This is a genomic window from Pseudomaricurvus alkylphenolicus (assembly GCF_011683955.1).
GTDB classification, from domain to species: Bacteria; Pseudomonadota; Gammaproteobacteria; order Pseudomonadales; family Cellvibrionaceae; genus Pseudomaricurvus; species Pseudomaricurvus alkylphenolicus.
The window spans coordinates 1-25,622 of the sequence record NZ_JAAQPI010000033.1 but is presented as its reverse complement, the minus strand read 5'-3'; the positions used below and the strand labels follow the sequence as shown (position 1 = coordinate 25,622).

The following is a 25,622-nucleotide window of genomic DNA, read 5'->3' as shown; positions in this document are numbered from 1 at the left end:
GAGACAAGCATGCACGAGACTGGCCTGATTCGTAACTTGCTCGAAACCGCAATGGCAACGGCACGCAGCCACGGGTCGGAGCTGAGGGCTGTTACCCTGCGGCTGGGGGCCCTGGCGGGTGGCTCCGCGAATCACCTGCGATCACATTTCGAGGTGGAAATTGCCAACCGAAACCTGGGCGATATCGGCCTCGATATTATCGAGGACCCGGATTATCTGGGTGGTGTCGAGATCGTCTCTGTGGATCTGGCAGAGCCGCGCCATGATTGAACGGCGCCGTGTCGCTGTCCGGGGCGTCGTGCAGGGCGTCGGTTTCCGCCCGTTCGTCACACGGCTGGCAAGAGCCATGGACCTCGTTGGCTTTGTGCAAAACCTGTCGGGTGAAGTGGTTGTGGAAATTGAGGGTGAATCGCAACGGCTCGATCACTTTTTAACGCGCGTGCAGTGCGATGCTCCACGGGGCAGCGACGTTACCGACATTGACCAATGCCAAGTTCCGCGGCGAAAAAGCAGTGGCTTCGAAATTCTCGCCAGTGAGGAACAACGTTTTCCGCAACTTGCCACGTCTGTGGATCTGGCTCCGTGCGGCGACTGCCTGCGGGAACTGAATGATCCGCATAACCGGCGCTACCAATACCCGTTTATTTGCTGCGCCCAGTGCGGGCCCCGTTTTACCATCATTGCCAATTCACCCTATGACCGCGAGAACACCGCTATGCGGACATTTGCGTTGTGTGAAAGCTGCCGTGCGGAATTCGACAGCGACACCGACCGGCGCTTTCACGCAGAGGGTATTTGCTGCCCGGATTGTGGTCCCCGGCTGGCTTTTCACCGCGCAGATGGAAGCTATTCCCAAAGCAGCCAGGCACTGGATGAGGCGCTTTCCTTGCTGGCCAATGGCGGCATACTGGCCCTTAAGGGTATTGGCGGCTACCAACTCCTGGTTGCCGCCGACAATCAGCAGGCGGTCGAACGCCTGCGACGGAGAAAACATCGCCCGGCCAAACCGCTTGCGGTGATGTTTTTAAATTCCAATGATGTGTCTCGCTATGCGTCGGTTAATGCAGACGAAAAGCAAGCATTGGAAAGCCTTGCGGCACCGATTGTTCTGTTGCGCGCCACCGGCGATTCCCTGGCGGGGTCGGTGGCATGCGGCAGTCCCTGGCTTGGCGCGATGTTGCCGGCATCACCGTTACATTTTTTACTGGCTCAAAAGCGTTGTGCACCGACGGTGGTCACCAGCGGTAATCTCCACGGCGAACCGATGTTTACCGATGACTCCGAGGCGCTTGAGGGGCTTGCCGATATCGCCGATGGTTTTCTGGTTCATAATCGCGACATTTTTAACCTCGCCGACGACTCGGTGGTGCGGATTGCGAGTCATCGATTACAAATACTGCGACTGGCTCGGGGATATGCGCCGACCATGTTGGCGTTAAGCGGCCGTGATGAGGAGTCGGGATTGACGGCAGGGTCGGCCATACTCGCCACCGGTGGCCACCTCAAACAATCGCCGGCGCTATGGGTTCAGGATCGCGTCCTGTGTTGGCCACAAGTCGGTGATCAGGGAACGCTTGCCGCCCAAAATGCCATGCTCAGTGGGTTTCGATCCATCACACGTTGCCTCGGGGTCAAGGCGAAGTTTCTGGCGACGGATATGCACCCCGACTATGCGCCCGGTATGTGGGCGCGGAAAGACGGGCGTCCGGTGATTGCGGTTCAACACCATCACGCCCATGTGGCCGCCTGTATGGCCGAGCACGGTATAAAGTCGGCACTGGGTATTGCCTGGGACGGCACCGGACTCGGCGCTGACGGCAGCTTATGGGGCAGCGAATTCCTGCAGGTCACTGCGTCCGGCTATCGACGCCTGGCAGGGTTGCGGCCTTTTCCTTTACCGGGAGGTGATGCGGCCTCGCGCGATGGTCGGCGGGTGCTTGCGGGTTTATGCGCGGAAGCCGGACTGGCACTGCCCGACACCGATAAGCAGCTCTGCGCTTATGCGCGGCTGGCAAGGTCATCGACATCATCGCCATTGAGCAGCAGTATGGGGCGCCTGTTTGATGGCGTGGCCGCGTTGTCGGGACTCTGCCAACAATCGCAGTTCGAAGCCCAGGCCGCTATGGCGGTGGAATACGCTGCCATGGCGGCATTTGCTGAGTCGCAAGGCGATGGCGTAATCAATCCCTATGACTTTTCGTTCGATGGGGAGCAGTTGGATTGGCGGCCGACGTTAGCGCAAATGCTTGCCGAAAAAGAGCAGCCCGGCCGCATCGCCGCTCGTTTCCACGCCACCCTGGTGGCGATGGTGTTGGCCGTGGTCGGTCGCTCGCAGATGCATACGGTTGCCCTCTGCGGCGGGTGTTTTCAAAACAAGTTGTTGCTGGAAAGCTGTGAACGGGCATTGGTTGATGCCGGCCACAGGGTCATATTTCCACAGAGAGTTCCCCCTGGAGACGGTGGTCTGGCACTGGGGCAGGCCTGGGTGGCGGCAATGACCCTGGAGAACGTTGGAACACGACAGCAGGAGGGACCATGTGCTTAGCCATACCGGGAGAGATTATCTCACTGGTTAAGACCGGATCCGAACTACCTTGCGCCAAAGTTCGGTTTGGCAGTGTGACGAAGGAGGTTTGCCTGGTTTATACACCCGAAGCCAAGATCGGGGATTATGTGATTGTGCACGTGGGTTTTGCCATTCAAATACTGAATGAAGAGGCGGCTCACGAAACCTTGAAATTGCTGAATGACTATGAAATACCAGAGTGAATTCCGCCAACCGGAGGCCATAAGAAAGGTTTTGGGTCGCATACATGAGCGCTGTTCCAGGCCCTGGACTATTATGGAAGTCTGCGGTGGTCAGACCCACACCATCGCCCGTTATGCCATCGAAACACTCTTGCCCGATGCCATCACCCTGATACATGGGCCGGGTTGTCCAGTCTGTGTCACTCCCCTGGCGATGATTGAACGCGCCAGAATCCTGGCTCTGGAGCCCGGCGTTATATTGTGCACCTTCGGCGATATGATGCGGGTGCCGGGTCAGGGAGGCGACCTGTTTGAGGCCCGTGCCCGGGGTGCCGATGTCAGGATTGTAACCAGCTCACTCGATGCCGTGGCCATAGCCCGACAAAACCCGCAATGTGATGTTGTTTTGTTCGCTGTGGGTTTTGAAACCACGGCGCCGACAACGGCAATGGCGGTGAAGCAGGCCGCCGCCTTATCACTCTCCAATTTTTCGCTGTTGGCGGCCCATGTCCGGGTACCCCCGGCGATGTCCTTGATACTCTCATCGCCCGAAAACCGAGTTGATGCCTTTCTGGCCGCTGGCCATGTGTGTACGGTGGCGGGGGTTGAAGAATATCCCGATATTGCCGAGCGTTTTAGCGTTCCTGTGATTATCACTGGTTTTGAACCGCTGGATATTCTGCTGGGGATTGAAGGGGCGGTAAGGCAACTTGAGTCCGGTGTCGCGAACGTTGAAAACCGCTATGCCCGCAGCGTTTTTGCCGATGGCAATCCGTTAGCCAGGGCCGCCGTCAGCGAGGTGTTCGAAGTCGTCGACCAGCACTGGCGAGGCATCGGTATAGTACCCGCTGGCGGCTTGAAAATCCGCGAGGCCTTCGGCACCTTTGATGCGCAACAGCGATACGACTGTGACCCGGGAGACGTAAGTGAGCCTCGGGCCTGCATGGCTGCCAAGGTGTTACAGGGGCTTGTCAAACCCGCGCAGTGTCCCGAATTCGGCCGCGGTTGCACGCCGGAGCATCCGCTGGGAGCACCGATGGTCTCTACCGAAGGTGCTTGTGCTGCATACTACCGCTACCGCTCTACAGAGATTGTGAGGCTTGCGCATGACTGACGAGATCACCCTGAATTGCCCCATGCCGTTTAACGACTACGAGCGTGTTGTATTGGCTCATGGTGGTGGCGGCCGGATCATGCATCGGTTGATCAACGACTGCTTTGTGGCGGCATTTGATAATCCTTTTTTAGCTGCACAGGGCGATGGCGCCACCTTGAATTTGTCCGGGCCTGTGGCCATGAGCACTGATGCCTTTACCGTCAGTCCCCTGTTTTTCCCCGGCGGCGATATCGGTAGCCTGGCCGTACACGGTACCGCTAACGATCTGGCCATGTGCGCGGCCCGGGCGCGGTATCTCAGTGTTTCGTTTATCCTGGAGGAAGGTTTGCTATTGGCCGACTTGCATCGGTTGGTGGATTCAATGGCAGACGCGGCGAAGGCGGCGGGTATTTTGATTGTCGCCGGTGATACCAAAGTGGTGGAAAAGGGCAGGGGCGACGGTGTTTATATCACTACCAGCGGCATCGGAACCCTGCTCGACGAAGCCGTGGATGCGCCTCCTTCACCGGCCAGGATGCGGCCCGGCAACAGTGTGATTGTGAGTGGCCCGGTGGGTGACCATGGGGCTGCAATCATGGCATTGCGCGAAGGGTTGTTGACTGAGGAGACTCAGCTGGCCAGCGATGCCGGCCCTGTGATTGATCCGGTATCAGCACTTTATCGCCAGGGGATCGATGTGTCCTGCCTGCGCGACCCCACGCGCGGTGGCTTGGCGACCGTGTTATGCGAACTGGCTTGCGCCAGTCATCTTGGGATCTACCTGAAGGAAAGCCTGATACCGGTCCGTGAACCCGTGCGTGATACCTGCGAATTCCTCGGTCTGGACCCAATGTACGTTGCCTGTGAGGGACGATTTGTGGCGGTTGTCGCCGCGAGTGATCAGGCGCGTGCACTGCAGGTGTTGCACCAGCACGGTTGCCCATTGGCGGCGGCCATTGGTGAGGTTCAACAGGCGGATGCCGGCACGGTGGTATTGGAAAACGCCATCGGAAGCCTGCGGGTTGTTGACAGACTATCGGGTGAACAGCTACCCCGCATCTGTTGATGGCCTTGTTGCCGCCTTGCGCTTGTTAATGTGCTTGTGGGCCTCAGAGACAACGATCAATACCAGTGCGATACACAGTAGTGTTGCCCACTGGAGTAGACTGACAGGCTCTACTTGCAGTACGTCCTTTAACCCGGGTGTGTACATGGCGGCAATATGAATACCTTGGGCGGCGAGCATGCCGAACAGCAGTAACGGATTGCCGAAAAACGGTTGTCGGAACACGGACTGGGTTTCGGAGCGGCTGTTGAGCACATGCACATTTTCGAACAGGACCATCAGCAGCAGGGTAATGTTACGGGCGGACTCTTCGCTCATCCCCTGGCTAAGGGACCAGGCAAAGACGATAAAAGCGAGGCACCCCATCACCACAGCATTGACTAAGACCCTTTCCACCATGATGCGATTGAAAATGGTTTCGGAGGGTGCACGGGGCGCTCGTTTCAGCTCATCGCCCTCCTCAGGTTCGAACGCCAGCGCTACATCCTGAATACCGTTGGTCACCAGGTTTAACCAGAGCAACTGAATGGGGAATAGGGGAATGGGAAAACCGAACAGGACACTCAAAATAAACAGGGTAATCTCAGCCGCACCGGTGGAAATGAGCAAAAACACCACTTTGCGAATGTTGTTATAAACAATTCGACCTTGTTTGATGCCTTGTAATATCGAGGCGAAATTGTCGTCAGTAATGATGAGTTCTGCGCTTTCCCGTGCCACGTCGGTACCGCGTTTACCCATGGCAATACCCACATGAGCGTGGCGCAGGGCGGGGGCATCGTTAACCCCATCGCCGGTCACGGCAACAAAGTGACCGGAGTCGATTAGCCGTTGCACAATCGTGAGTTTTTGGGTGGGTTCAACACGGGCGAAAACGCTCGAAGAGGCGACACATTCTGCAAGTTGCTCCTCGCCCTGTGCGGCAGCCTTCTCCACCTGTGTGCCCGTCACGGCCTTGTCATCAGTGTCAGCGATGCGCAGCTCCCGGGCCAGGGCGAGTGCCGTCTGCGGGTGGTCGCCAGTGATCATCGCCACCTTGATGTTAGCGTCGCGGCAACGGGCAATAGCGTCCTTGGCTTCCGGCCTGAGGGGGTCAATCATACCGACCAGCCCCTGAAAGGTGAGATCGTTGATGCAACCGGCAAGCGACGGGGTGCCCTCAGAAACAGCACCGCTTGCCAATGCCAGCACGCGATAACCCTCGCCGGCGAGTTGATCGGCCTGTGTCATAATGGCAGTGGGGTCGATGGATGCTCCCCCGGGCAGCCGCTTGCACATGGCAAGCACCTTCTCCGCACTGCCTTTCACATGTACTCGGAGTTCACCCGCGACGTCGTTGGTACTGGCGCTATACGCGTTTTCCGATTCATAGGGAATGCGGCTGAGCTCGGTATAGGTTTGGCGATAGTTTTGTAAGTCAAAGCCGTATTTTGCGGCCAGCACCTGAAAAGCCAGATCTACGCCATCGCCGCTGGCGTTCCATTGGTTGTCACGAAAAACCAGACTGGCCTCGTTGGCCAGCAAACCCGAGAGAATCAAGGGCTCCAGATCGTCATTTTCACCCGGGGGCAGACCTTCACCGAGGATGTCGCCGTGCATGTCCATGCCTTCGCCACCCACACGGTAGCGTCTGCCGTCGGGTAGCAGGACTACTTTGGCAGTCATTTCGTTAACGGTCAGGGTGCCGGTCTTGTCAGAGGCAATGTAAGTGCAGGAGCCCAGGGATTCCACGGCCACCAGCTTGCGCACGATGACGTTGACTTTGGCCATACGCCGCATACCAATAGCCAGGGCCACGGTGATGGCCGCGGGGAGCCCCTCCGGAATGGCTGAAACCGCAAGCGCGACCCCCAGTAAAAAGACACTGGCCAGGTCCGCGCCCCGGAATAGCGTGATCACAAACAACAACAGGATCACTGCTAATACGCTATAGGATACTCTCAGCGTAAAGCGCTCTATACGTTGCAGCAGCGGTGGCTTGATATGTTCGACGGCGCTTACGTCGGCAGCGATACGACCAATCTGTGATTGCAGCCCGGTGGCGATGACCTCGCCCCTGGCCCGGCCGTGAGTGACGATAGTGCCGGCAAAGGCCTGATCGCTGCGGTCGGCCAGAGGCGCATCTGCGGGTATGGGGGTGTCGACTTGCTTTATTGCCGCGTTTGACTCGCCGGTGAGCACGGATTCGTTGATCAACAGATCCTGCACACTGGACAGAGCCAAGTCTGCCGGAACCTTGTCACCGGAGACCAGCAGTACCATATCCCCTGGCACCAGCTCGGTCGCGTTCACCGTTTGCGTCTCGCCGTCGCGAATCACAGCGGCAAACTGCGGAACCATTTGCTTAAGGGCAGTGGCGGCACGTTGAGCAGAGTATTCCTGTATGGTTCCGATCGTTGCATTCAGTACCAGTACCGCGAGGATAAACACCCCATTGACGGTATGATCAAGGCCGAATGACACCAGGGCCGCAGCCAGCAGCATGTAGATAAAGGGGCTGTTGAACTGAGACACAAAAATACGCGCTGGGTTGTCGCCGCGTTTCTCCGGCAACTGGTTAGGACCGAACTCCTGCAGTCGCTCTTTGGCTTCGGCAGAGGACAGGCCTTGTGCAGCTGTTTGTTCCATCGCCAGATATTCCTTTACTGTGTTGTATCAACGTTTTCAAAGAATCATAGATTTACGAGAGGCTATAAAGCTTATGTTATTTCTCCCATCTACGTGACGATCACTTACTGATTTAGGCGCAGGGAAATATCACTTAAGACCTTGAGAATTACCTCTGCCTGGCGATTCACCCCAAGCTTGTTCATCACTTGCTTGGAATACCATTGGGCAGTAGCCTTCGTCAGTGATAGCTCTTCAGCTATACGTGTTATCGTTTTTCCGTGCAACATTAGTAATGTGAACTGCGCCTCCATGGGTGTGAGTGCCCAGCGTTGTTCAATGTACTCCTGACTACCAAGCACTCTGTCATCGGGGTTGGATACAAATAGAATTGTTGATATTTCCTGAATCCCAAACCAACCGGATCTTCGGCATGGAATAATCGTTATCATTAGAGGGGGTTTTCCTACCCTTGGAATGGAAATGAAATCTTTTCTATCCTGTTCGATCCTACTGAGCAGCTTCGAATTCACTTCTTTAAACTGACCTGGGTTCAGTACAGCCCCTTCATCCTTAGAAAAGATTTCCGTTGTATCTCTGAGTTTCTTCGCGTAAACATTTTGGTAAATTACCTTCAGCCTTTTATTAACAGCCCAGACACCAAGATTGAGGGATTCATAGGCGGCCTCTGATGCGGTGTTAACAACGGACAGATGTTGAATTCGCTGATTAATGTCCACGGCGCGCATGATGTGTTTGGACAGTATTTTCAGTTCCTGGATCTCATTCGTCGTGTAATACCCTGCTTGTGCGGGTCGATTCACGGTGAAGTTCAGTTTGTCTCCACTGTGATCAACGATGGTGCCGCCCATTGTGTGGCGAAAATCCTGCTTTCCGTACCACTCGTTGTATATTTCCGTTCCTGTGAATGCATCCCTTGTACCATGCAGACGCTCCAAAGAGTGGTCGGTTAGAATCCTTCCAGGTCGCATCAAACCCGGCACGATGAGCCAGGGGTTTTGGGCCGCGTAGTATTGATCGTACGATTCCCAATACGAATCATCCATACCGATAATTTGGGTGAATAAGAGCTCGTGACGATCAGACTGGGTGAAGAAACCGGTGGATATCGCCTTATATCGTTGATTGAACAATTCCAATACCTGATTCCAATTTTCAGGGGCCAGCGCCGCGTCGTAGATACGGTTTATCAGCTCATGCATCGATTCCATGACAGATGATATTCCTGAAGGCTTGGTGGTCATTCATTCAATGGCTGATTTCATTTATAGCTTCTCCTTCATCCCCCTGTCCAGCTTTGTGGAAGGCTTCGGCCAAACCTCCACCTACTAAATGGTAGGTTCGCAAGAATACCAGTGCTGCTAATTTGACGTCTGTATACACCGGCGAAGTTTTAAGGCACCTTTATTCTACAGTCTCAGGCGTGCTAATTCCCGCAGGCTACGGGGTGGAATTGTGTGGTCAGAATGGCAGGGCTTGGGGCATGAATACCAGGGTCTTACCTCTCTGCCCATGCAGCCGCTCCTTCTGGGAAATCACCGGTTTTATCGAAAGTGCGCACGTCAATTATTTTTACAGATTGACAATTAGAGCTCCAAAGTTAGTTGGTACATACGTCCAAGCTGCCGGCAGTTAAAGGTTTAATCTCCTGGCGCGCTTTTTGCTGTACGGAATCAATGTTTCTGTCGCCGGCAATCCAGTTGGAGGGATTCCCACTCGGCGAACCCCTGAGATTACTCCAACGTTGTTTAACCAAGGATCCCCAGGGGCCAGGCCCCTGAGTCTGAAAGGAGCGATTTTGTGTCCAGACTAACCACCGATACTCCATCATCACCCGATATCACCGATGATTTCCTCAATGCCCATCCGCTCGAAATCAATAATACCTATTTCGGCTATTCACATTATTCCGGCGATATCGACATGTACCAGATTGACCTGGTGGCCGGTGAGACCTACAGCTTTACCGGTTTTGGTGCCACCGGGGAGTTTGACGACGGTTTGTCCCTGGAGCTGTTTGGGCCGGATCAGGGATGGATTGACTGGGGCTTTCAATTCGGGGGGTTCTCCGCCTCTGGTTTGCAGTTTGAGGCGCCGGAAACAGGCTCCTATTACCTTCAAACCAGCGACTTTTCCGGGTTTCCCGGCCACTATCGTTTGGGTGTCCACGAAATTGCCAGCGCCGATATCCCCGATGTCGGCGATACCGTAGCACAGGCGGCTCCACTCCTGGCGGGTGAACGTGCCGACGGCGAGGTGTCGAATGCCCCGGATGTCGATGTGTATCAATTCGATGTACAGGCGGGCTTGACGTATACCCTGGAGCTCCAAGGGGCTGAACTGGGTGTTGGCAATGACTGGTCCTGGCAGCTGGAGTTGCTCGACGCAGACGGTAATCTTATTCGCACCGTTTATCCCTGGGATGAGTCGTACCAAAAAGCTCTGGAGTTAACCCCAGAGGTGGATCAAACGCTCTATGCCCGCGTGTCCACAAACTGGTCGTCAAGCCAGACCTATCGCTTGCTGTTTGATCAGATGGGCCATGTTTCGGAATCCGATCTGACGGTAATTTCGTTACCCGATCCCATCATCGAACCGCTTATCATCGATAACAACACCGCCGTTACTTTACCGCATGTTTCTGGCGCTACAGACGTCCTGTTGATGGAAGTGGTGGCTGGTGAACTCTATAACCTGGACATCTTTGCAGACAATACACAGTTTTTGCCGCTGCCGGGAATGGATGCCGACGTGGTTTTTGTAGCAACCGATCTGAGCGCTGCAGAATTTGATATTGATCTGCTCCACGATTTCACCTACATGGATGACGGCACTGTCACTGAAGAGCCGCTTAGCTTGAATTCGCTCACGTTGGATACGAGCGACCAACTTGGTGTGCGCCAGGGTATTAACGATTTTCTGCCATACCGTAATGGCTTGATTCTCGTGGAGCTCAATTCTTTTTCATCCGGATACTATCGGGTTGAGTTTGATGGCCCTGGCGGCGGAGATGGGAGCTCCGGAGGGGGCGACGATGGTCCGCTGGATGACGGCCAAGAGAAGGGCGGTGTCGAAAACCCCCTGCAACCGCCACTGGAAGGCAATGTTGACGTTATCCCCGACTACAATACCCCCGTAACCCTGGAGCCGGGACGCGGTTACTATGCGGCGATCAATCATATTGGCGATCACGATGAGTTTCGTCTGAACGCCGAGGCTGGAGAGTTCTACGTCGTTACCACGATAGGTGTGGGTGGCAATCCCCTTTTGCCACCCGGCATGGGCACGGTGATCTATGGTGACTATGAAACCAATCGGGTGGATTACAGCAACTACACCGGCAGCCGAGCGGTTGAGCAGTATCTGGTGTCGGATACGGAAGACAAAGAGCTCTTCTTTTATGTCGACGCGGGCTCCAGGTACAACCCCATAACAGGTTTCTTCGAACCAATAGAAACTACCGGTGGTTACCGCATATCCGTATTGCAAGCCCAACAGATAGAAACCAATACTGATACCCTCGGCAACGATATCGATAACGCCACTGTTCTGGACATTGGTCAGGCAGTTGTCGCCGGATTGCAATCGGAGGAAGATAAAGACTTTTTCCGCATCCAGGCCGACCCGGGCAGTTTTGTCTACGTTACCGTTTCCTCTATTGGTGATAATCCTCTCGACGGCTTTATGATGACGTCCTGGCTTCATGATCCCGACGCCACCGGTTCCAACAGCGAGTTGTGGATTCGCGGGCAAGGCCCGGGGGGCGTAGGTGACACCAGCTACATCGTGCCGGTGTTGCAAGAGCGGGAGCTGATTATCGAAGTGGAGTCGAACTCGGGTGGCAGTGGCGACTATCTGTTCTCCGTGGTGCAGGTGTTCGACAGCGTCGCCGGTGATGTGAGTACTGAAACCACACTCGCACTGGATACCCCCCAAATCGGCGTGCTTGAATCCGGACAGGATCAGGACTGGTACAAGGTTTCTTGGCAGCAGGGGCAGAGCTACACCCTGCAGCTGGACGGCCGTCTTGTATACGGCAGCTCGCTGGACCTGGCGATTTATGATCAGGACGGCAACGAACTGCAACGCTTTTTGTACGATGACGTGATCAACGATGGGGGCGATCTGGTCGCCAATTTTGTGGCCACCTATACCGGTGATTTCTTTGTTGGCGTTGCCGATCTTGACATCCCGGCCGTGGCCGATATGGATTGGCAATCAGTGCATCGATTTGGTGGATTCGAATTCGAACTCGCCGTCTCAGAAACCGATCCCAACGAAGGTGCTCAGCAGCTGTCCGTAGTGTCCGGGTTTGCCATTGATGAGGGCGAAACGGGCACTTTCCAGCTAAGCCGCAGCGGCGATCTCGACAATCTTCTGACGATTACCTACGTGCTGGAGGGTGTAGGCAGTAACGCCGCTGACAGTGCGGATATCAGCGGTCTGTTGCCCCGAACCGGAGAATTGCAAATGTTGCCGGGTGAGACCGGTGCAAGCCTCTCGGTGGAGGCGTTGGTGGATGCCGACACGGCAGAGTTGTCCGAGTCCTTGCAGCTGCGTATCACGGACACACAAAGCTCTGACCAAAGTGTGGTGGACATTCTTGCCGCTTCCGCCGTCGGCACCATCGCGGGCAGCGAACATCTGGTGTCAGCCGGCGCCAACCAATCGGTCGACGAGGGCAATGGTGGCACAACCCCGGTGCAGTTTACCCTGACCCGTGACGGCAGTCTTGAAGGTACCCTGAATGTCGATTACCAGATCTTGGGTACTGGCAGCGACCCGACCAACAGCGACGACTTTGCCCCAGGCAGTGTTTTCTCGGGCCAAGTCAGTTTTACCGACGGACAGTCACAAGCAACGGTTGCCGTGGATGTACAGGGTGATTACCTGCTGGAAGAAAACGAAACCTTTGAACTGCAGATATTGGCCGCCAGCGTGGAAGACGGCAGCGCGGTGAGCATCGGTAATCCCAGTGCCTCCGTCACGCTGGTAAACGATGACGACGCACCTCAAATTCAGATATTAAATGCGCAAACCACGGACGAAGGCGGCCCGGGTGATCATCGTCAGTTGGTGTTCAACCTGACCCGCTCGGGCGGCACTCAAGATCGGATCGAGGTGGACTACCGCATAGAAGGCGTTAGCGCCACTGCCGACGACATTGATGGGGCACTGCCGCAGTCGGGTACGCTGATTTTCGAAAGCGGACAAACGGAGCAACAAATCACACTCGGTATTATCGGCGACTATACCTTTGAAGACAATGAACAAGTCCGAGTGGTGCTGGAGCAAGCCACCTCCGACCTTGGTAACACCGTTGAGATTCTGAACCAGGGCACCGCATTGGGCACCATCCTCAATGACGACGAACAAGCCATGGTGACGGTGGAAGCCGTGGGCACTCATGTTAATGAAGGCGGTGGTCGCGGGGTAAGCAGTTCAGGACGCTATTGGTTCGAAAATCACGACGAACCCGGCGAAATGACCTATGTGATTCGGCGCGAGGGAGACGTTAATCAAGCCCTCACCGTCGATTATTCTCTGTGGGAGAACGGTACCACACCAGCCGAGCATTGGTGGCTCGGATACGAGCGGCTGTTCCGGTTTTCAAGATACGAGCTTGAATACGCCAGTCAATTTACCGTGGAGGACACCGCCAACGCCTTCGCCGAAAACCCCTTTGGCGACATCGGCAGCGACCTGCAACTGGTGACTCTGGACCATCGTTTCGAGCAGGACGAACCGCTGTTGCTAAGCCAACTGGCAGGCATCGACCCGGTCTTTGGCGGTGATCTGGAGTACACCCTGGCCAGTTTCGATCTCAGCCCGGACCCCGTTGCATTCGATAAAGTGCTATCTGGAGAGGCCGTTTTTGATCTTTCCGGTGCACTGAAGTGGAAGCTGGATCAATTCAGTCTGGGCGAGTACGAGGTCGACAGCAGCCTGCGCTCGCAATTGCTGCTGCCCAATTACGTGCAGGCGGGTGACGAGCTGACCATCATGCTGCGTGACAACGGCATACAACACCATACCGAAGGTCAGTCGTTACAATTTGGCGGCACCGGTTTGTACTTTGATTTGGACAGTACCGGTATTGGTTTGCAGAACTTGAGCCTGGATCTGCCATTGCTCGATCCGATTGATCTGCCGATTACCCCCATTACTTTTGATCTCGACGATATTCCAATTTTGGAAGTCAACGCACTGAATGGTTTTTCGCGGGAATTGTTTGAAGGGCTTGACCTGGAATTCTCTATTCCCAGCGGCGATACGCAGAGCCGCAGCTTTTCCAACCATGCGCTGTCAGAGGTCACCAATGAAATTCGCAGCTCTTTGGTGAGTTTGAATTTGAACCTGTTGGAGTTTGCCTCTGAGTTAAGTTATCAGTTCGAACCCCTCGACTGGTTCCAGGAGGAATATGAGCTGCCCAGCTTCTCTCTATTTGGTGCGGAGTTTGGTGCGGAGCTGGATTTCAATCTGTTGCAGCTGCTTGCCTCGGCGGGCCTGGATTTGATTCAGGCGGTCACCTTAAACCCTACACTTCATACAACGCTGACGATTGCCGGTCAGGTCTTCGATCTGGATGAGGGCACAACCATTACACTGGATGTACCCGAGTCAAGCTTTGGTGATTTGCAAGGCAGCCTCTCCTATGAACTCGGGATGACCATGGACATCAGCTACCGCCTGCAGCCGAAGATGTCCGGGACGATCAAGGCCCTTGGCGGCGGTCTCTCCTTCAGCTATGAACTGCCCGGCGGCGAAACACCAGAGGACGCGGAGGAGGGCGATCCGGAAGACGTACTGAGCCTGGGCGGCTCGGTGGGGCCCTTTATCGACAAGACATTGTCGGTGGATATTACCGATGGCCTGGAGGTGTTCTCGCGGGAAGGTATTATTCTTGATGATTTGTTTGATACCTATATCTACGACTTTATGGTCCCCGTGCGCCAAAACCCGGAGCTTGACGGCGCCGCACTGTCGGGCAGCGTCACCTTTGCCCCCGGCGAGACGGAAAAAATCCTCAGATTCCCCGTCGACGCGGACAGAATTCCGGAGGCCGATCAGACCATTTCCTTCCACATTGATAATGCGATTCTGGCCGATGGCTCCTCCGCCGTTATTCTGGAATCCTTTGCGGATCAGATTCTGCGAGACGATGATGACCGTGTGTCCTTCTCTACTCGGTTCTTGCGTTGGGGCGGCGGCGACCCGCATCTGGTTTCCTTGGACGGATTGGCTTACGACTTCCACGCGGTGGGCGAATTTGTGCTGTTGGAGTCGGTGTTAGGCGCGCCGATCAGCGTACAGATTCGCACCGAGCCGGTACCGGGCAGCGATGTTGCTTCATTGATCAGCGCGATCGCCACCGACATGGATGGCCATCGGATTGTATTCGACGCGAAACACGCCTCGCCGCTGACAGTTGATGGCGTCTCGCTGAATATACCCTTAGCTCCGGGTTACCAAGACCTCGGCGCCGGACGCATCTATTTTGACGGTAACCTGTATACCCTGGAGTATGGCAGTGGCGACAGTCTGACAATTGATGTTGAAAACGGCTTTATCAACTACGGCTTCCTTCCTGCAGACGATCGTGAAGCGGGCAGCTTCCATGGATTGTTGGGCAACTTCGACGAAAACCTTGATAACGAATTTGCGTTGGCCGATGGCACCCAGCTGGGGGCAAAACTGAGCCCGGAACAACTCTACGGTATCTACGCCGACAGCTGGAGGGTGACTGAGCTAAACACCTTGTTCAACTACGCGGAGGGTGAAACCACTGACAGCTTCACCGATACGTCATTCCCGGCTAGATATCTCGACACCGATGCACTGCCTGACGAAGTTTTGGCCGCCGCTGAAAATGCTGTAGATGCGCTGGGAATCCTAGACCCCACTGCCAGGAAAAATGCTATTTACGATTACCTGGTCACGGGCCGTATTGATTTTGTCGAAGCCGCGCTGGAGATACCCATTACCGCGCTGGACGACATAGACATTGCCAGTGAAGAGAACGATACCCTGGTTTATTTGGGCATTGTGTCACCGACCCCCATGCTTGAAGAGGGTGACGAAGGAACCCTCGATCTGGTGTACCGCGTTTATCGTACTGGCGACGCGAGCGGGGAACAAACCTTTGATGTCTCCCTGTCAGGCGATCTGCTGGCGGAAGACTTTATCACTCCGCCGCCGTCGCAAATTACCCTGGCGGATGGCGAAGACACCACAACCATTACCCTGCAGCTGGAGGCCGACACCGAAGTCGACCCGGACCGCAGCGTTACCCTGTCGATTTCCCCGGTGGTGGCGCCGGAAGGCGCATTAATTACCTCAGCAACCGCCACCGTCGAAGTTCTCGATGACGATGGCGTCCCCTTGCCACAACTGACAATCAGTGCACCTGTCGTGGAGATTCCGGAAGGTACCGGAGGCACCACACAGGTACAGCTGGACTTGCAGCTAGACGCCGCCAGTGATGCGCCTGTCACACTGATGCTGGCGATTCAGTCTCCTGCGGACGCAGCCGCCACTGATGCGGAAGATTTTTCTTCTCAACAGCCGCTATTGCTGGAGCTCAATATCCCGGCCCATGCCGACCGGCAAAGTGTCTTTATTGAACTGCTGGCAGACAGTTTTCTGGAAGCGGACGAAGTGTTCGATGTTCGGGTGGTGGACATAGAGGGCGCGGAGTACGACGGCATTCCCATTCGGATTCGGGTGCTCAATGATGACAACAATGCCGCCCCGCAATTTGTCGACGTGGCTCTCCCTTCCGTGCAGGAAAACAGCAGCGCCTTGCAAATCGATTTATTGCAGAACGCCACAGACCCTGAAGGCGGGCCGCTGTCTGTTACCGAAACATTGGTGCTGGATCAGCATAACAATCCGGTCGCCTACAGTTTGGAAGACAGCTTGTTGAGGCTTGATCCTGCGCAATTCGCTGAACAGCTGGCCGCTGGCGAGCAAGCGCAAATTATCATTACCACCACCGTGTCTGACGCCGATGGCGCCAGCCTGCCGCGTCAGTTTACGTTGGTGGTTGAGGGCGTAAATGGCCCCTTCACCTTTTACGAAGACCAGGATGAAGACGGCTACGGTGACTCCGCCGCCCCCATTTCCGCTTACGAGATTCAACCGGGATGGACGGTGTTTGGCAACGACTGGGACGACTCTGACAACAGCATCTACCCCGGCGCCGAAGAGGTCAACGACGGCAAGGATAACGATCAGGATGGTGAAGTTGACGAAGAGGAAGGCTCTGCGGAACCCAACGTAATCGAAGGCGGAACGAACAGTGATTACTTAGTCGGTACCGACGATGATGATCGTCTCCTAAGCGGTGGAGGCGGTTTCGATTTCTTCACTGGTGGTGGCGGTAACGATGTCTTTGTCTTCTCAGCGCTCGGCGGCGATGGTCGAGAGATGGGTACAATCATCGACTATACGCCGGGCGAAGACCAGATTGAGCTGCCGCATCAAGACATTTCGTTTGCATTTGCTGTGGGTACTGATCTGCATATTTACCTGGATGGCGGAGACTATGACACGCTGATCGTTAGTGGCGTTAGCTCATTGGAAGTTATCGACTTTGTTTAATAGCAACGCTTTCTCAATTGAGAATTCAAGTAAGAAGAAAGGAAATACATAATGAAAAATATACTCTTTACCTCCCTGATACTCTTGTTGTCAGCAGTAGCAACCCAGGGTGCCCGTGCCGGGCTGATCGATATGACAACGCCGGTGCCGGGTGGAGCCGCCTTTTCCAGCGACGTGATGATGGCATTTAGCAGCAGCGACATTACTTTCGGGGGCTTAGGACCTTTCGGTATTGCTGAGATACCTCCTGCCACACCATTTGGTGGGATTCTCACATCGGGCCTCTTGGGGGTGACCGGTTCTGAAATTACCGCAGGTGCTATTGGTCTGTTTGCAACGGTTCCCCCTCTGCCTAACCCGTTCCTGGAGGCCACATTCTTGGATTTTGAAGTGGGTGACGGATTTCTGAGAGCATTGATGAGCGTATCTGGTGGCAGTGCCGCTACCGACTACGGTTCCCATGTGTTGCTGAGCTTTGCAGGCATTGGGATTAATCAGGCATTGCTTGATAATCTGTCAACACAGAACTCGGTGGTCGACATCAACGCTCAACTCCGACTCAGCAGCGTGACTGTCAGTGCAGGCAACGTCCCGGCCCCTGGTATACTGTACCTGATGTTGATTGGGCTGATGGGCTGGAATCTCGCACATCGATTTGCACGAAAAAATCAGGAATAGATATCGATATCCAGGGGAAAACTATGGTTGCTTATTCAAGAGCATTGCTCATCGTTATGCTTGTATTCAGTAGTGGTTTGACATTAGCGAATTCAGCGTCAAATTCACTGCTCAATGCTCAGGGACAGATGAATCTTAACGCCGCATCCGCGCTCAGCCAGCAAGTACTGGCGGCCTGTCAACAGACTTTTCAAGGTCAGCAGGCACAGAGGTGCCGACACGCCTGTGGGATGATCTACAAAACATCAGCAAATCTCAACGCAACCATCAATCGCCCCAACGTCAATCGGCAAACTGTCGTAGCGTCCGCTCGCACTTATCTGCAGTCTGTTAAGAGTTGCGCTCAAGGCTGGGGACCCCGAGGTCCTGCAGCCCTGGGCGAGTTTGTCAAACTGGCGCAGCAACTCAATCAAGGGAAATTGCCGCAGCCCAGTGCCCGACAACAGGTGGCTCGCAATCCACAACTGCCTTATTTTGGCACTCAGCGACCGCAACCGGCCCGATCGCCCTCGAATCGAAGCGCCAATGTGCCGACAGTAGCCACTGATCAGTACCTGGCAGAGTTGAAAAAGGCCAGCTCTCAGGTCGGCAATCTGGCCAGATTTTGCAGTTCGGACAGACACTTTGGCAGAGGCTGCCAAACAAATTGCAATAGGGTCAAAGAGCTGACAGGAAAACTGATTGCGGCAGCACAGGTTAATGAGGCGGAGAAAACCATAAAAACATTGGCAACCGGTCTCAAAAACAGTGCTAGAGGTTGCAGCATTCCACAACGGAGCGCGGCTCTGAACGTGATCACCCAGGTCGCCGAGGGCATAGAAAAGAATCCCGGGTTTCATAACCTCCAACTGGCGAAGCAACATCAGGTTCCCTATGAAGAAAATCTGGAACTGGCGCCGTTGGGTTATGTGGCGAAGAATGTAGATTTAACCATGTTGGCCAACATCGCCGACTCTTATACCTACCGTTGCCAAGGCAACGCTCAGCAGCGATCACAATGCAAAAGCCAGTGTAAAAAGCTGGCAAACCAGGCGAAATCGTTCAACAAAACCTTGAACAATCTCTCTGGGGTCAACTTTGATGCTGTTGAGCGGCAGGCCGATGGATTGGTTGCCGCCATTATTGATTGCAATGATTTTCATTATAAGAACAAAGGCAGCCGTAGTGATAAATCTCTGGTTAACCAGCTTAGAGACGGTATTAAGGAAGAGATTTGGCCAAAGCGCTATGCACACTATTCTCGAAATAATCGTCCTGCTTCCACTGTCGATGCTTACGTCTTTAAGCGGCCCAAAGATCCCGATCATTTGGCATTTGCAAAATCTCACTCAATGGACTCTATTGCGCCCGTAAAGCGCTACACTAAGCGTACTTTTGATTACGGCGAGGTCGCCAATGCGTATCAACATGTGGCGGAGAACTTCTGTAATGGCGACAGTGCCTGCGAGTTTCGCTGCAAGTACAACCCCGAAATTCGGGACAATCTGATATCTGCATTTTCCAAAGATGCAAACCGACACACCGCCGCGAAGTCGATCAGAGGATGGCAGTGCGGAGGGACGATTAAAGGCATGGCCAACTATGAATCCGATAGTAAGGCTATGCTCATCGTTGAGTTTCAGGATAATCTGGACCATCAGCTATGGCCACAGGATGTTTCGCCCTATACGGACGAAATCCGTAAATACTGTGAGCCTTCAGCAAAGGGTAAAAACCCGTTTTATGGCTTCCCAGCATGCGAATACGCCAGCGCTATCTATTACGGTGACTTTGAAACCGCTATCGCCATTGACCATCGGTCTGCCCAACCCATGGCGGATTTATTCAACAAGATGGCGCAGGCAACTTACCGTTTTAGCAATGGCCAAGTTAACCCTGTTGCGCACTTGATCAATGGCGACATGTCTTCACTTGGCGAGTCCCGGGTCAGTCGTTTGATGAGAGATAATTGGTCACTGGTATCGATGATGTTTGAATTCTACTTGCTGAGCTACCAAACCAGCTATCCGCAATGTATCAGCCCTCAAGCCAGCACATACACCCTGACTCGCCAGAAAACTACCTATTACAAGAATCGCTATGGTTTTGTCATTGACCGCAAACAGCATGATCCGGTGAGTTATCACTATAAGGTAAATCCAAAGTTCTTGCCGGTGGCCAGAACCCTGTCTTTCGACGCGGAGAAAATGTTTATAGCGACCACAGCCGATTTGGTCTCCAGAAGCCAGCAGCTAAATCGCTATGATGCTTACTACTCTGGCGAAGGCACAGAAAACGCCAGCCACAGCATTGACGCCGCCGTTAAGTTTATGAGTAAGGTCACAGACAGTTTTGAGTGTAACTCAGGCGTCACTCGCAAACTGGAAGATCGCATGTTGGAGTATTTTCATTTCAAAGGGAAGTATGCAAAGAGGATTCAGGCGATCTGAGTATCGGTACGGAAGTCGGAACCCAACTGGAACTTGTACTCGACGCTGGGTCATTATGGAATGCGGGATGTAGTTTTTCGATGAATAGCGGCAGGCAAAGGGTAGATTCCAGATGGCCGACAATTACCCATTAGATGAGAGCGCCTGCTGGTCAAAGCGCGAGTCGAAAAAACACATCCCTGTGACTGGAAAGCAGCGACTGTCCCTGGTCAAATCCTCTAAACTAATTCCCTTTGGGTTTCCGCCAGTTCCTCCAAAAGAGCCGGCGGTTCAAACTCCTCTCCATATCGCTCCGCCAGATACCGACAGCGATCCAATAGCTCTCGCGATCCGTAGCTGTTCACAAATTGAAATACGCCTCCGGTGTGTGCAGGAAAGCCAATCCCCATAATTGAGCCGATGTTGCCATCGCCCGCGCTCTTAATCACTCCCTCCTGCATTGCACGCAGGGCTTCCAGTACCTGAGAGAACATCAGTCGATCTTTAATATCCTCAAATGGAATGTCCGTATACCCCTGCGGTGCAAAGTGTTCCTTCAGTCCACCCCAAAGAGTCTTGCTACCGTCTTCATGGTACTCATAGTAACCACCACCATAGGCCTTACCCTGGCGGTCAAATTCCTCAACCATACGCCGCACTGCAATGTTGGCCGGTTTTTCCACGTAAGTTTCACCTCGGGCTTCCAGGTCGAGGCGGTTCTGCTTGCCGTTTTTATAGGCGGTGGCCTGGCTGATTTCGTCGACGATGGCCAGGGGCCCAACCGGCGATCCGTTGAAGTGGGCCGCGTTCTCGATCAGTATCGGGTTTATGCCCTCAACCAGAAGAGCAGCTCCCTGCAGAATCGTGGCGCCGATCACGCGGGTGGTAAAGAACCCAGGAGCGTCTTGGACGACAATGGGGGTCTTCTGTAACTGCATCGCCAGATCGAAAGCTTTCGCCAGTGCTTCTTGCGAAGTTTTTTGGCCGCAGATGATCTCCACCAATGGCATTTTTTCTGCCGGTGAAAAAAAGTGCATGCCGATAAAATTATGTGGTCGGTTACAGGCGTCGGCCAAATCGGTAATCGGCAAAGCGGAGGTGTTGGAAGCAAATACGGTATCCTGTTGCAATTGGGCTTCTACACCTGCGGTTACCTCAGCCTTGACCCTTCGGTCTTCAAACACCGCCTCTATCACAAAATCACAGGTGGATAACGCGCCATAGTCAGCAGCGGGGTGGATGCGGGCAACCAACTCGCTGGCTCTTGTCGCATCCATGCGCTTGTCTTTTTCGCAGCAGCGTTTAGCGTATTCCAATCCCCTGGTGGCGACTTCCTGATTCCGGTCAAGCAGCGTCACCTCGATGCCTTGCCGTGCTGCACAAAAGGCCAGGGCCGCGCCCATCTGGCCGGCTCCCAGAATGCCCAGATGGGATACCGTTGAGGGTGCTGGCTCAGACGGTCGGCTGGCGCCCTTTTTCAAGTCATTCATTTGGACAAAAAAGGTTCGCATCAGGTTACGAGCGGTCTGGTCGAGCAGCAGCTTGATAAAGTACCTGGCTTCAATGCGTTGCGCGCTGGCAAAATCCACACGCGAGGTATCGCTGATGGCCGCAGTAATCACCTGTTGCGCGGGCATCAGTCCGCGGGTTTTGTTCTTTACCCGCAGGGGGGCAAAGTTCAACATCTGTTGGATGGACTTGCTGCTATGGCTGCCACCGGGAAGGTCAAACCCTTTCTTGTCCCAGGGTTGGGTGGCGTCGGGGTTTTCGCGAATCCAGCGCTTAGCCGCTCGGTGCATGTCTTCCTCACTGTCTACAACAGCATCCAACAGCCCAAGCTCCAGCGCTTTTTCAGCCCGGTACTGACGACCCTGCGAAATCACCTCCATCGCTTTTTGGATGCCCAGCAGACGCGTGGTTCGTACCAATCCATCGGCACCGGGGATCAGCCCCAGCTGAGCCTCCGGCAGGCCGATAACGGTCGAGCGCAGCGCAATACGATGGTGGCAGGCGAGGGCGATTTCAAAACCACCGCCCAGCGCTGGGCCATTAATGCCTACGGCGACAGGTACCCCCAATGTTTCCAAGATCCGCAGCGGCGCCTTGGCGAGCATCACATTGTTAAACATCTCTTCCTTTTCGGTGGTGTCCATTTTCAGGTCCATGGACAGCATGCGATTAATGTCGCCACCGGCAAAAAACTGGCCGGGTTTGCCACTGCGAACATAAATACCGGTAATCGTCTCTTTGCTCTGCTGCAATTGGGCAACAGCAGCCCTCATGGCTTGGGTATAATCTTCACCCATAATGTTTACCGATTTTCCCGGTTGGTCGAAGATCAGCTCGACGATGCCGTCGGCATCTTTCTGCAGTTGAATATATCCCATGGTGTGTACCCCTGTTAAACCCGCTCTATGATCGTTGCAATACCAATACCACCGCCGGCACAGAGCGTGACCATGCCCCGACGGAGCTGGCGCCGTTCCAATTCGTCAATCAGGCTCCCCACTAACATGGCGCCGGTAGCACCGATGGGGTGGCCCATGGCAATGGCGCCACCATTGACGTTGATCTTGTCCATGGGAAGTTCCAGTTCTTTGGCAAAAAGCAAAACCACCGAGGCAAAGGCTTCGTTCACTTCAAAAAGATCGATATCTTCGATGTTGAGGTCTGCCTGGGCCAGGGCTTTACGGGCGGCAGGGGCCGGTCCGCACAGCATAATGGTCGGTTCTGTACCCACCAAAGCGGTGGCAACGATGCGGGCACGGGGTTCGATGCTCAGTTGCTTGCCGGCCTGCTGGTTTCCGAGCAGGACTAACGCTGCCCCGTCAGCGATGCCAGAGGAGGTGCCCTGGGTATGGTGATGTCGCAATGAAGCAATCTGTGGGTATTTAAATTTGATTAACTCGTCGTAGCCCAGAGCGCCGTAGGATTCAAACACTGGCGACAAGTCTGCCAAACCCTCTGCCGTCGTTTGGGGGCGGATGGTTTCGTCCCGATTCAGAATGGTTACACCATTCATATCGACCACAGGTACCAGGGAGCGAAAGTGACCATTGGTCTGTGCCTGTGTTGCACGAGCTTGAGAGAGAACGCCGTAGGTGTCGAGCTGCTCGCGGTCAAAGTCATTCAGATTGGCGATTAGATCAGCGGCGACCCCCTGGGGAACAAAGTCGCTTTGCCAGGCTACCCAGGGATCACTCACGGCACCGCCGCTGGCCCCGATGCCCAGTCGCGACATTGACTCCACGCCACCGGCGCAATTGAGCGATTCTATACCTGCCGCGATTTTGGCAAAGGCAAGATTGACGGCATCTAAACCGCCGGCACAAAAGCGATGCAGTTGCGCACCGGTGGTGGCATCAGACCAATCGGCGTAGGTGATGGCCGCTTTGGCAAGGTTCTGGCCTTGTTCGTCCACCGGTTCTCCGGTTGCCAGAATCAAATCCTCTACCAGTGAAGTATCCAACGAGTTGCGAAGGCGAAGCGCATTCAGTTGATTGACCACGAGATCAATCGGTTTGACTTCATGCAATCCGCCTCCGGGTTTGCCTTTCCCTCTCGGGGTTCGAATTGCGTCGTATATAAAAACGTCTTGTGTCATAACAAATTCTCAATAAAAACCCCACACAGCTTATCGACTCGCACAGTGACAACAATGTCAAAAACCGTCGACTACCAATGGCATTTGAGGAGGCAATCGGTATCCATACCGGCCATCAAAGAGTGATGGGCGGCGATTCCCCATTTGTCGGTATAGAAACCGCTTACACTGGAGTAACATTGGATTAAGTCGATCCAGGGGAACACGACATGACACTAACGGCTGTGAAGGAACCTGCGGGTATCTGGGACCTGCTTTGCCAAATAGAAGGGCGCTCACCCACGGCCGCAGCCATGCGCGAATCCGGTGGTCGGCATCACAATTTTCGGCAATTGATTGAATCTGTGTCTGGCTGTGCCGCCGGGTTACATCGCCTGGGTATTAAACAGGGCACCCCCGTGGTATGGCGTTTACCTGAAGGCACCGATGCGATGATCCTGGCCATTGCGCTGGACTCACTCGGCGCCGAACAAACACCAGTGCTGCCGACAATGGACCGCCATCGTTTCTATCAAATTTGTGAGAGCCGTCGCCCCAGTGTCGTCATTATGCCGGGCCAATGGGACGGAGAAGACAGCGGTGCCATCGCTGACGCCATTCACCAGCTCCTGCGTGACGCCTGGGTGCTTTACATTGACAAGGGAGACTTACCGCAAGCAGATGTAACGGCCCTGAGCGTAGAACATTCCCCCGGTTACAGCCCGATATGGTGGTTTGATCACCTGTCCAAGGCACAGTCACTGGCACCACAGCGTATAGAGAGCCGGGAGTTGATTCTTTGCGCAAAAGGGGTGGCTCAATCAATAGAGGATAGACTGATCACTCCATCCGTACCGGTAACCTTGAGTCTGGGGCATCCGCTGGGAATTGTTTGGATGTTGGCGCTATGGATGAAACGGGCACAAATCCAATGGTTGGAGCTGTGTTAACAGCCCGCCAATCAGTGGCAGCTGCTGCGTTTATATTCCGTGATGTTCTGACCGGTCCAGTTCTTGAAAGCCTTACGAAAATTGCTCACGTGGGTGTAGCCCAGCATATAACTGATCTCTTTCGCTGACAGGCGCGATTCATCGAGATATTGCAGGGCCAGACTCTTTCGGGTTGAGTCAACGATTTGCTGGTAAGACATATCCTCACTCGCCAGCTGACGGCGCAACGTGCGTGTGCCAATGTGCAGAATCGACGCAATTTCATCCATGGTGGGGAACTGGCCAGGCATGTTCAACAGTATGCGTTGCACTTTATCGGCAACCCGGGAACTCGCTTCGCGAGTCAGAATCAGCTCCTTACACTGCTGCTCACAAATTTTGAACATCTCCTCATCGGCCATCAAAATCTTATCGTCCAGGCGGCTGATATCCAGCTTCATCAGATTCTTGGGTTGGTCAAAGTAGCAGGGGCACTCGAAGGTTTTTTCGTAGAGTTCGGCCCGGCCTTCTCCAGGATAGGTCAAGTGCAGCTCCAAGATAGGATGGGGCTTGCCGGTCAATACCTCCGGCAAAGTCTTGCTCCGTACCGCGGATTCCTCGATGGCGAAGGGCAACAGGTCCGTTAAGGGAAAGGTCTCCTTGATTTCGTTATACCAGGTGTTTTGTCGCACATAATTGGTCAGACGCAGCAAGTAGTCGTTGTGAGAGAAGTACTTCGAAAACACCTCTTTTGCCGGGACTGTTAAAAATTCTGTGTCATTCCTATAATCACGACCCAAAAGGAACGACACATGTCCAACGAGTTCGACTTTAACAAAGCACTGGAAGCCCTACAATCTGGTCAATCTTTGACCGGGAAAGA

The 25,622-nt window shown here is 54.3% G+C and carries 15 protein-coding genes; 10 read left to right on the top strand and 5 right to left on the bottom strand.

Going from position 1 to position 25,622, the window contains the following annotated elements:
* Positions 1 to 9 precede the first annotated feature (9 nt).
* Genes HBA55_RS35895 through hypE form a run of 5 tightly spaced genes read left to right on the top strand, consistent with a single transcriptional unit; the run spans position 10 to position 4,910 of the window.
* A complete protein-coding gene (locus HBA55_RS35895; protein WP_167000787.1) occupies positions 10 to 270 on the top strand; it encodes a hydrogenase maturation nickel metallochaperone HypA in 261 nt (86 codons plus the stop codon).
* Complete coding sequence (hypF, locus tag HBA55_RS35890) at positions 263 to 2,545, top strand: carbamoyltransferase HypF (protein ID WP_167000785.1); 2,283 nt, start codon at positions 263 to 265, stop codon at positions 2,543 to 2,545. Before HBA55_RS35895 ends, hypF begins: the two co-directional genes overlap by 8 nt.
* Positions 2,536 to 2,769 (top strand): HypC/HybG/HupF family hydrogenase formation chaperone, encoded by a 234-nt coding sequence (locus tag HBA55_RS35885; RefSeq protein WP_167000783.1) that lies wholly within the window; start codon positions 2,536 to 2,538, stop codon positions 2,767 to 2,769. Before hypF ends, HBA55_RS35885 begins: the two co-directional genes overlap by 10 nt.
* Positions 2,747 to 3,862, top strand: coding sequence for a hydrogenase formation protein HypD (hypD, locus tag HBA55_RS35880; protein WP_240946466.1), 1,116 nt, complete (start codon positions 2,747 to 2,749; stop codon positions 3,860 to 3,862). Before HBA55_RS35885 ends, hypD begins: the two co-directional genes overlap by 23 nt.
* The gene (gene hypE / locus HBA55_RS35875; protein WP_167000781.1) at positions 3,855 to 4,910 is read left to right on the top strand and encodes a hydrogenase expression/formation protein HypE; all 1,056 of its coding nucleotides are present in this window, start codon (positions 3,855 to 3,857) and stop codon (positions 4,908 to 4,910) included. Before hypD ends, hypE begins: the two co-directional genes overlap by 8 nt.
* Here the strand turns inward: hypE and HBA55_RS35870 are convergent.
* Together HBA55_RS35870 and HBA55_RS35865 are read right to left on the bottom strand one after the other, a co-directional pair.
* A complete protein-coding gene (locus HBA55_RS35870; RefSeq protein WP_167000778.1) occupies positions 4,893 to 7,538 on the bottom strand; it encodes a cation-translocating P-type ATPase in 2,646 nt (881 codons plus the stop codon). The genes hypE and HBA55_RS35870 overlap by 18 nt on opposite strands.
* 104 nt (positions 7,539 to 7,642) lie before the next feature.
* Positions 7,643 to 8,749, bottom strand: coding sequence for a helix-turn-helix transcriptional regulator (locus tag HBA55_RS35865; RefSeq protein WP_167000776.1), 1,107 nt, complete (start codon positions 8,747 to 8,749; stop codon positions 7,643 to 7,645).
* On the opposite strand from HBA55_RS35865, the gene HBA55_RS37945 reads away from it, so the two are divergent.
* The 4 genes from HBA55_RS37945 to HBA55_RS35850 all read left to right on the top strand — a co-directional run bounded on the left by HBA55_RS37945 (position 8,748) and on the right by HBA55_RS35850 (position 20,248).
* Entirely contained in the window at positions 8,748 to 8,870 is a 123-nt protein-coding gene (locus HBA55_RS37945; RefSeq protein ID WP_277345774.1) for a hypothetical protein, read from the top strand. The genes HBA55_RS35865 and HBA55_RS37945 overlap by 2 nt on opposite strands.
* A 468-nt stretch (positions 8,871 to 9,338) precedes the next feature.
* Positions 9,339 to 17,141 carry a Calx-beta domain-containing protein gene (locus tag HBA55_RS35860; RefSeq protein ID WP_167000774.1) on the top strand — a complete coding sequence of 2,601 codons (7,803 nt, stop codon included), beginning with the start codon at positions 9,339 to 9,341 and terminating at the stop codon, positions 17,139 to 17,141.
* Positions 17,142 to 17,192: 51 nt separating this feature from the next.
* Positions 17,193 to 17,819: a hypothetical protein gene (locus tag HBA55_RS35855; RefSeq protein ID WP_167000772.1), complete on the top strand. Its 627-nt coding sequence runs from the start codon at positions 17,193 to 17,195 to the stop codon at positions 17,817 to 17,819.
* 23 nt (positions 17,820 to 17,842) lie between these two features.
* Positions 17,843 to 20,248: a hypothetical protein gene (locus HBA55_RS35850; protein WP_167000771.1), complete on the top strand. Its 2,406-nt coding sequence runs from the start codon at positions 17,843 to 17,845 to the stop codon at positions 20,246 to 20,248.
* A 218-nt stretch (positions 20,249 to 20,466) separates the two neighbouring features.
* Here the strand turns inward: HBA55_RS35850 and HBA55_RS35845 are convergent, their stop codons facing one another.
* Positions 20,467 to 22,614, bottom strand: coding sequence for a 3-hydroxyacyl-CoA dehydrogenase NAD-binding domain-containing protein (locus HBA55_RS35845; protein ID WP_167000769.1), 2,148 nt, complete (start codon positions 22,612 to 22,614; stop codon positions 20,467 to 20,469).
* A gap of 14 nt (positions 22,615 to 22,628) precedes the next feature.
* On the bottom strand, positions 22,629 to 23,831 hold the full coding sequence (locus HBA55_RS35840; RefSeq protein ID WP_167000767.1) for an acetyl-CoA C-acetyltransferase: 1,203 nt from the start codon (positions 23,829 to 23,831) through the stop codon (positions 22,629 to 22,631).
* Positions 23,832 to 24,040: 209 nt separating this feature from the next.
* On the opposite strand from HBA55_RS35840, the gene HBA55_RS35835 reads away from it, so the two are divergent.
* Positions 24,041 to 24,760: an AMP-binding protein gene (locus HBA55_RS35835; protein ID WP_167000765.1), complete on the top strand. Its 720-nt coding sequence runs from the start codon at positions 24,041 to 24,043 to the stop codon at positions 24,758 to 24,760.
* An 11-nt stretch (positions 24,761 to 24,771) separates the two neighbouring features.
* Here HBA55_RS35835 and HBA55_RS35830 read toward each other — a convergent pair whose 3' ends face one another.
* On the bottom strand, positions 24,772 to 25,485 hold the full coding sequence (locus HBA55_RS35830) for a helix-turn-helix domain-containing protein (protein WP_167000763.1): 714 nt from the start codon (positions 25,483 to 25,485) through the stop codon (positions 24,772 to 24,774).
* Positions 25,486 to 25,622: the final 137 nt, after the last annotated feature.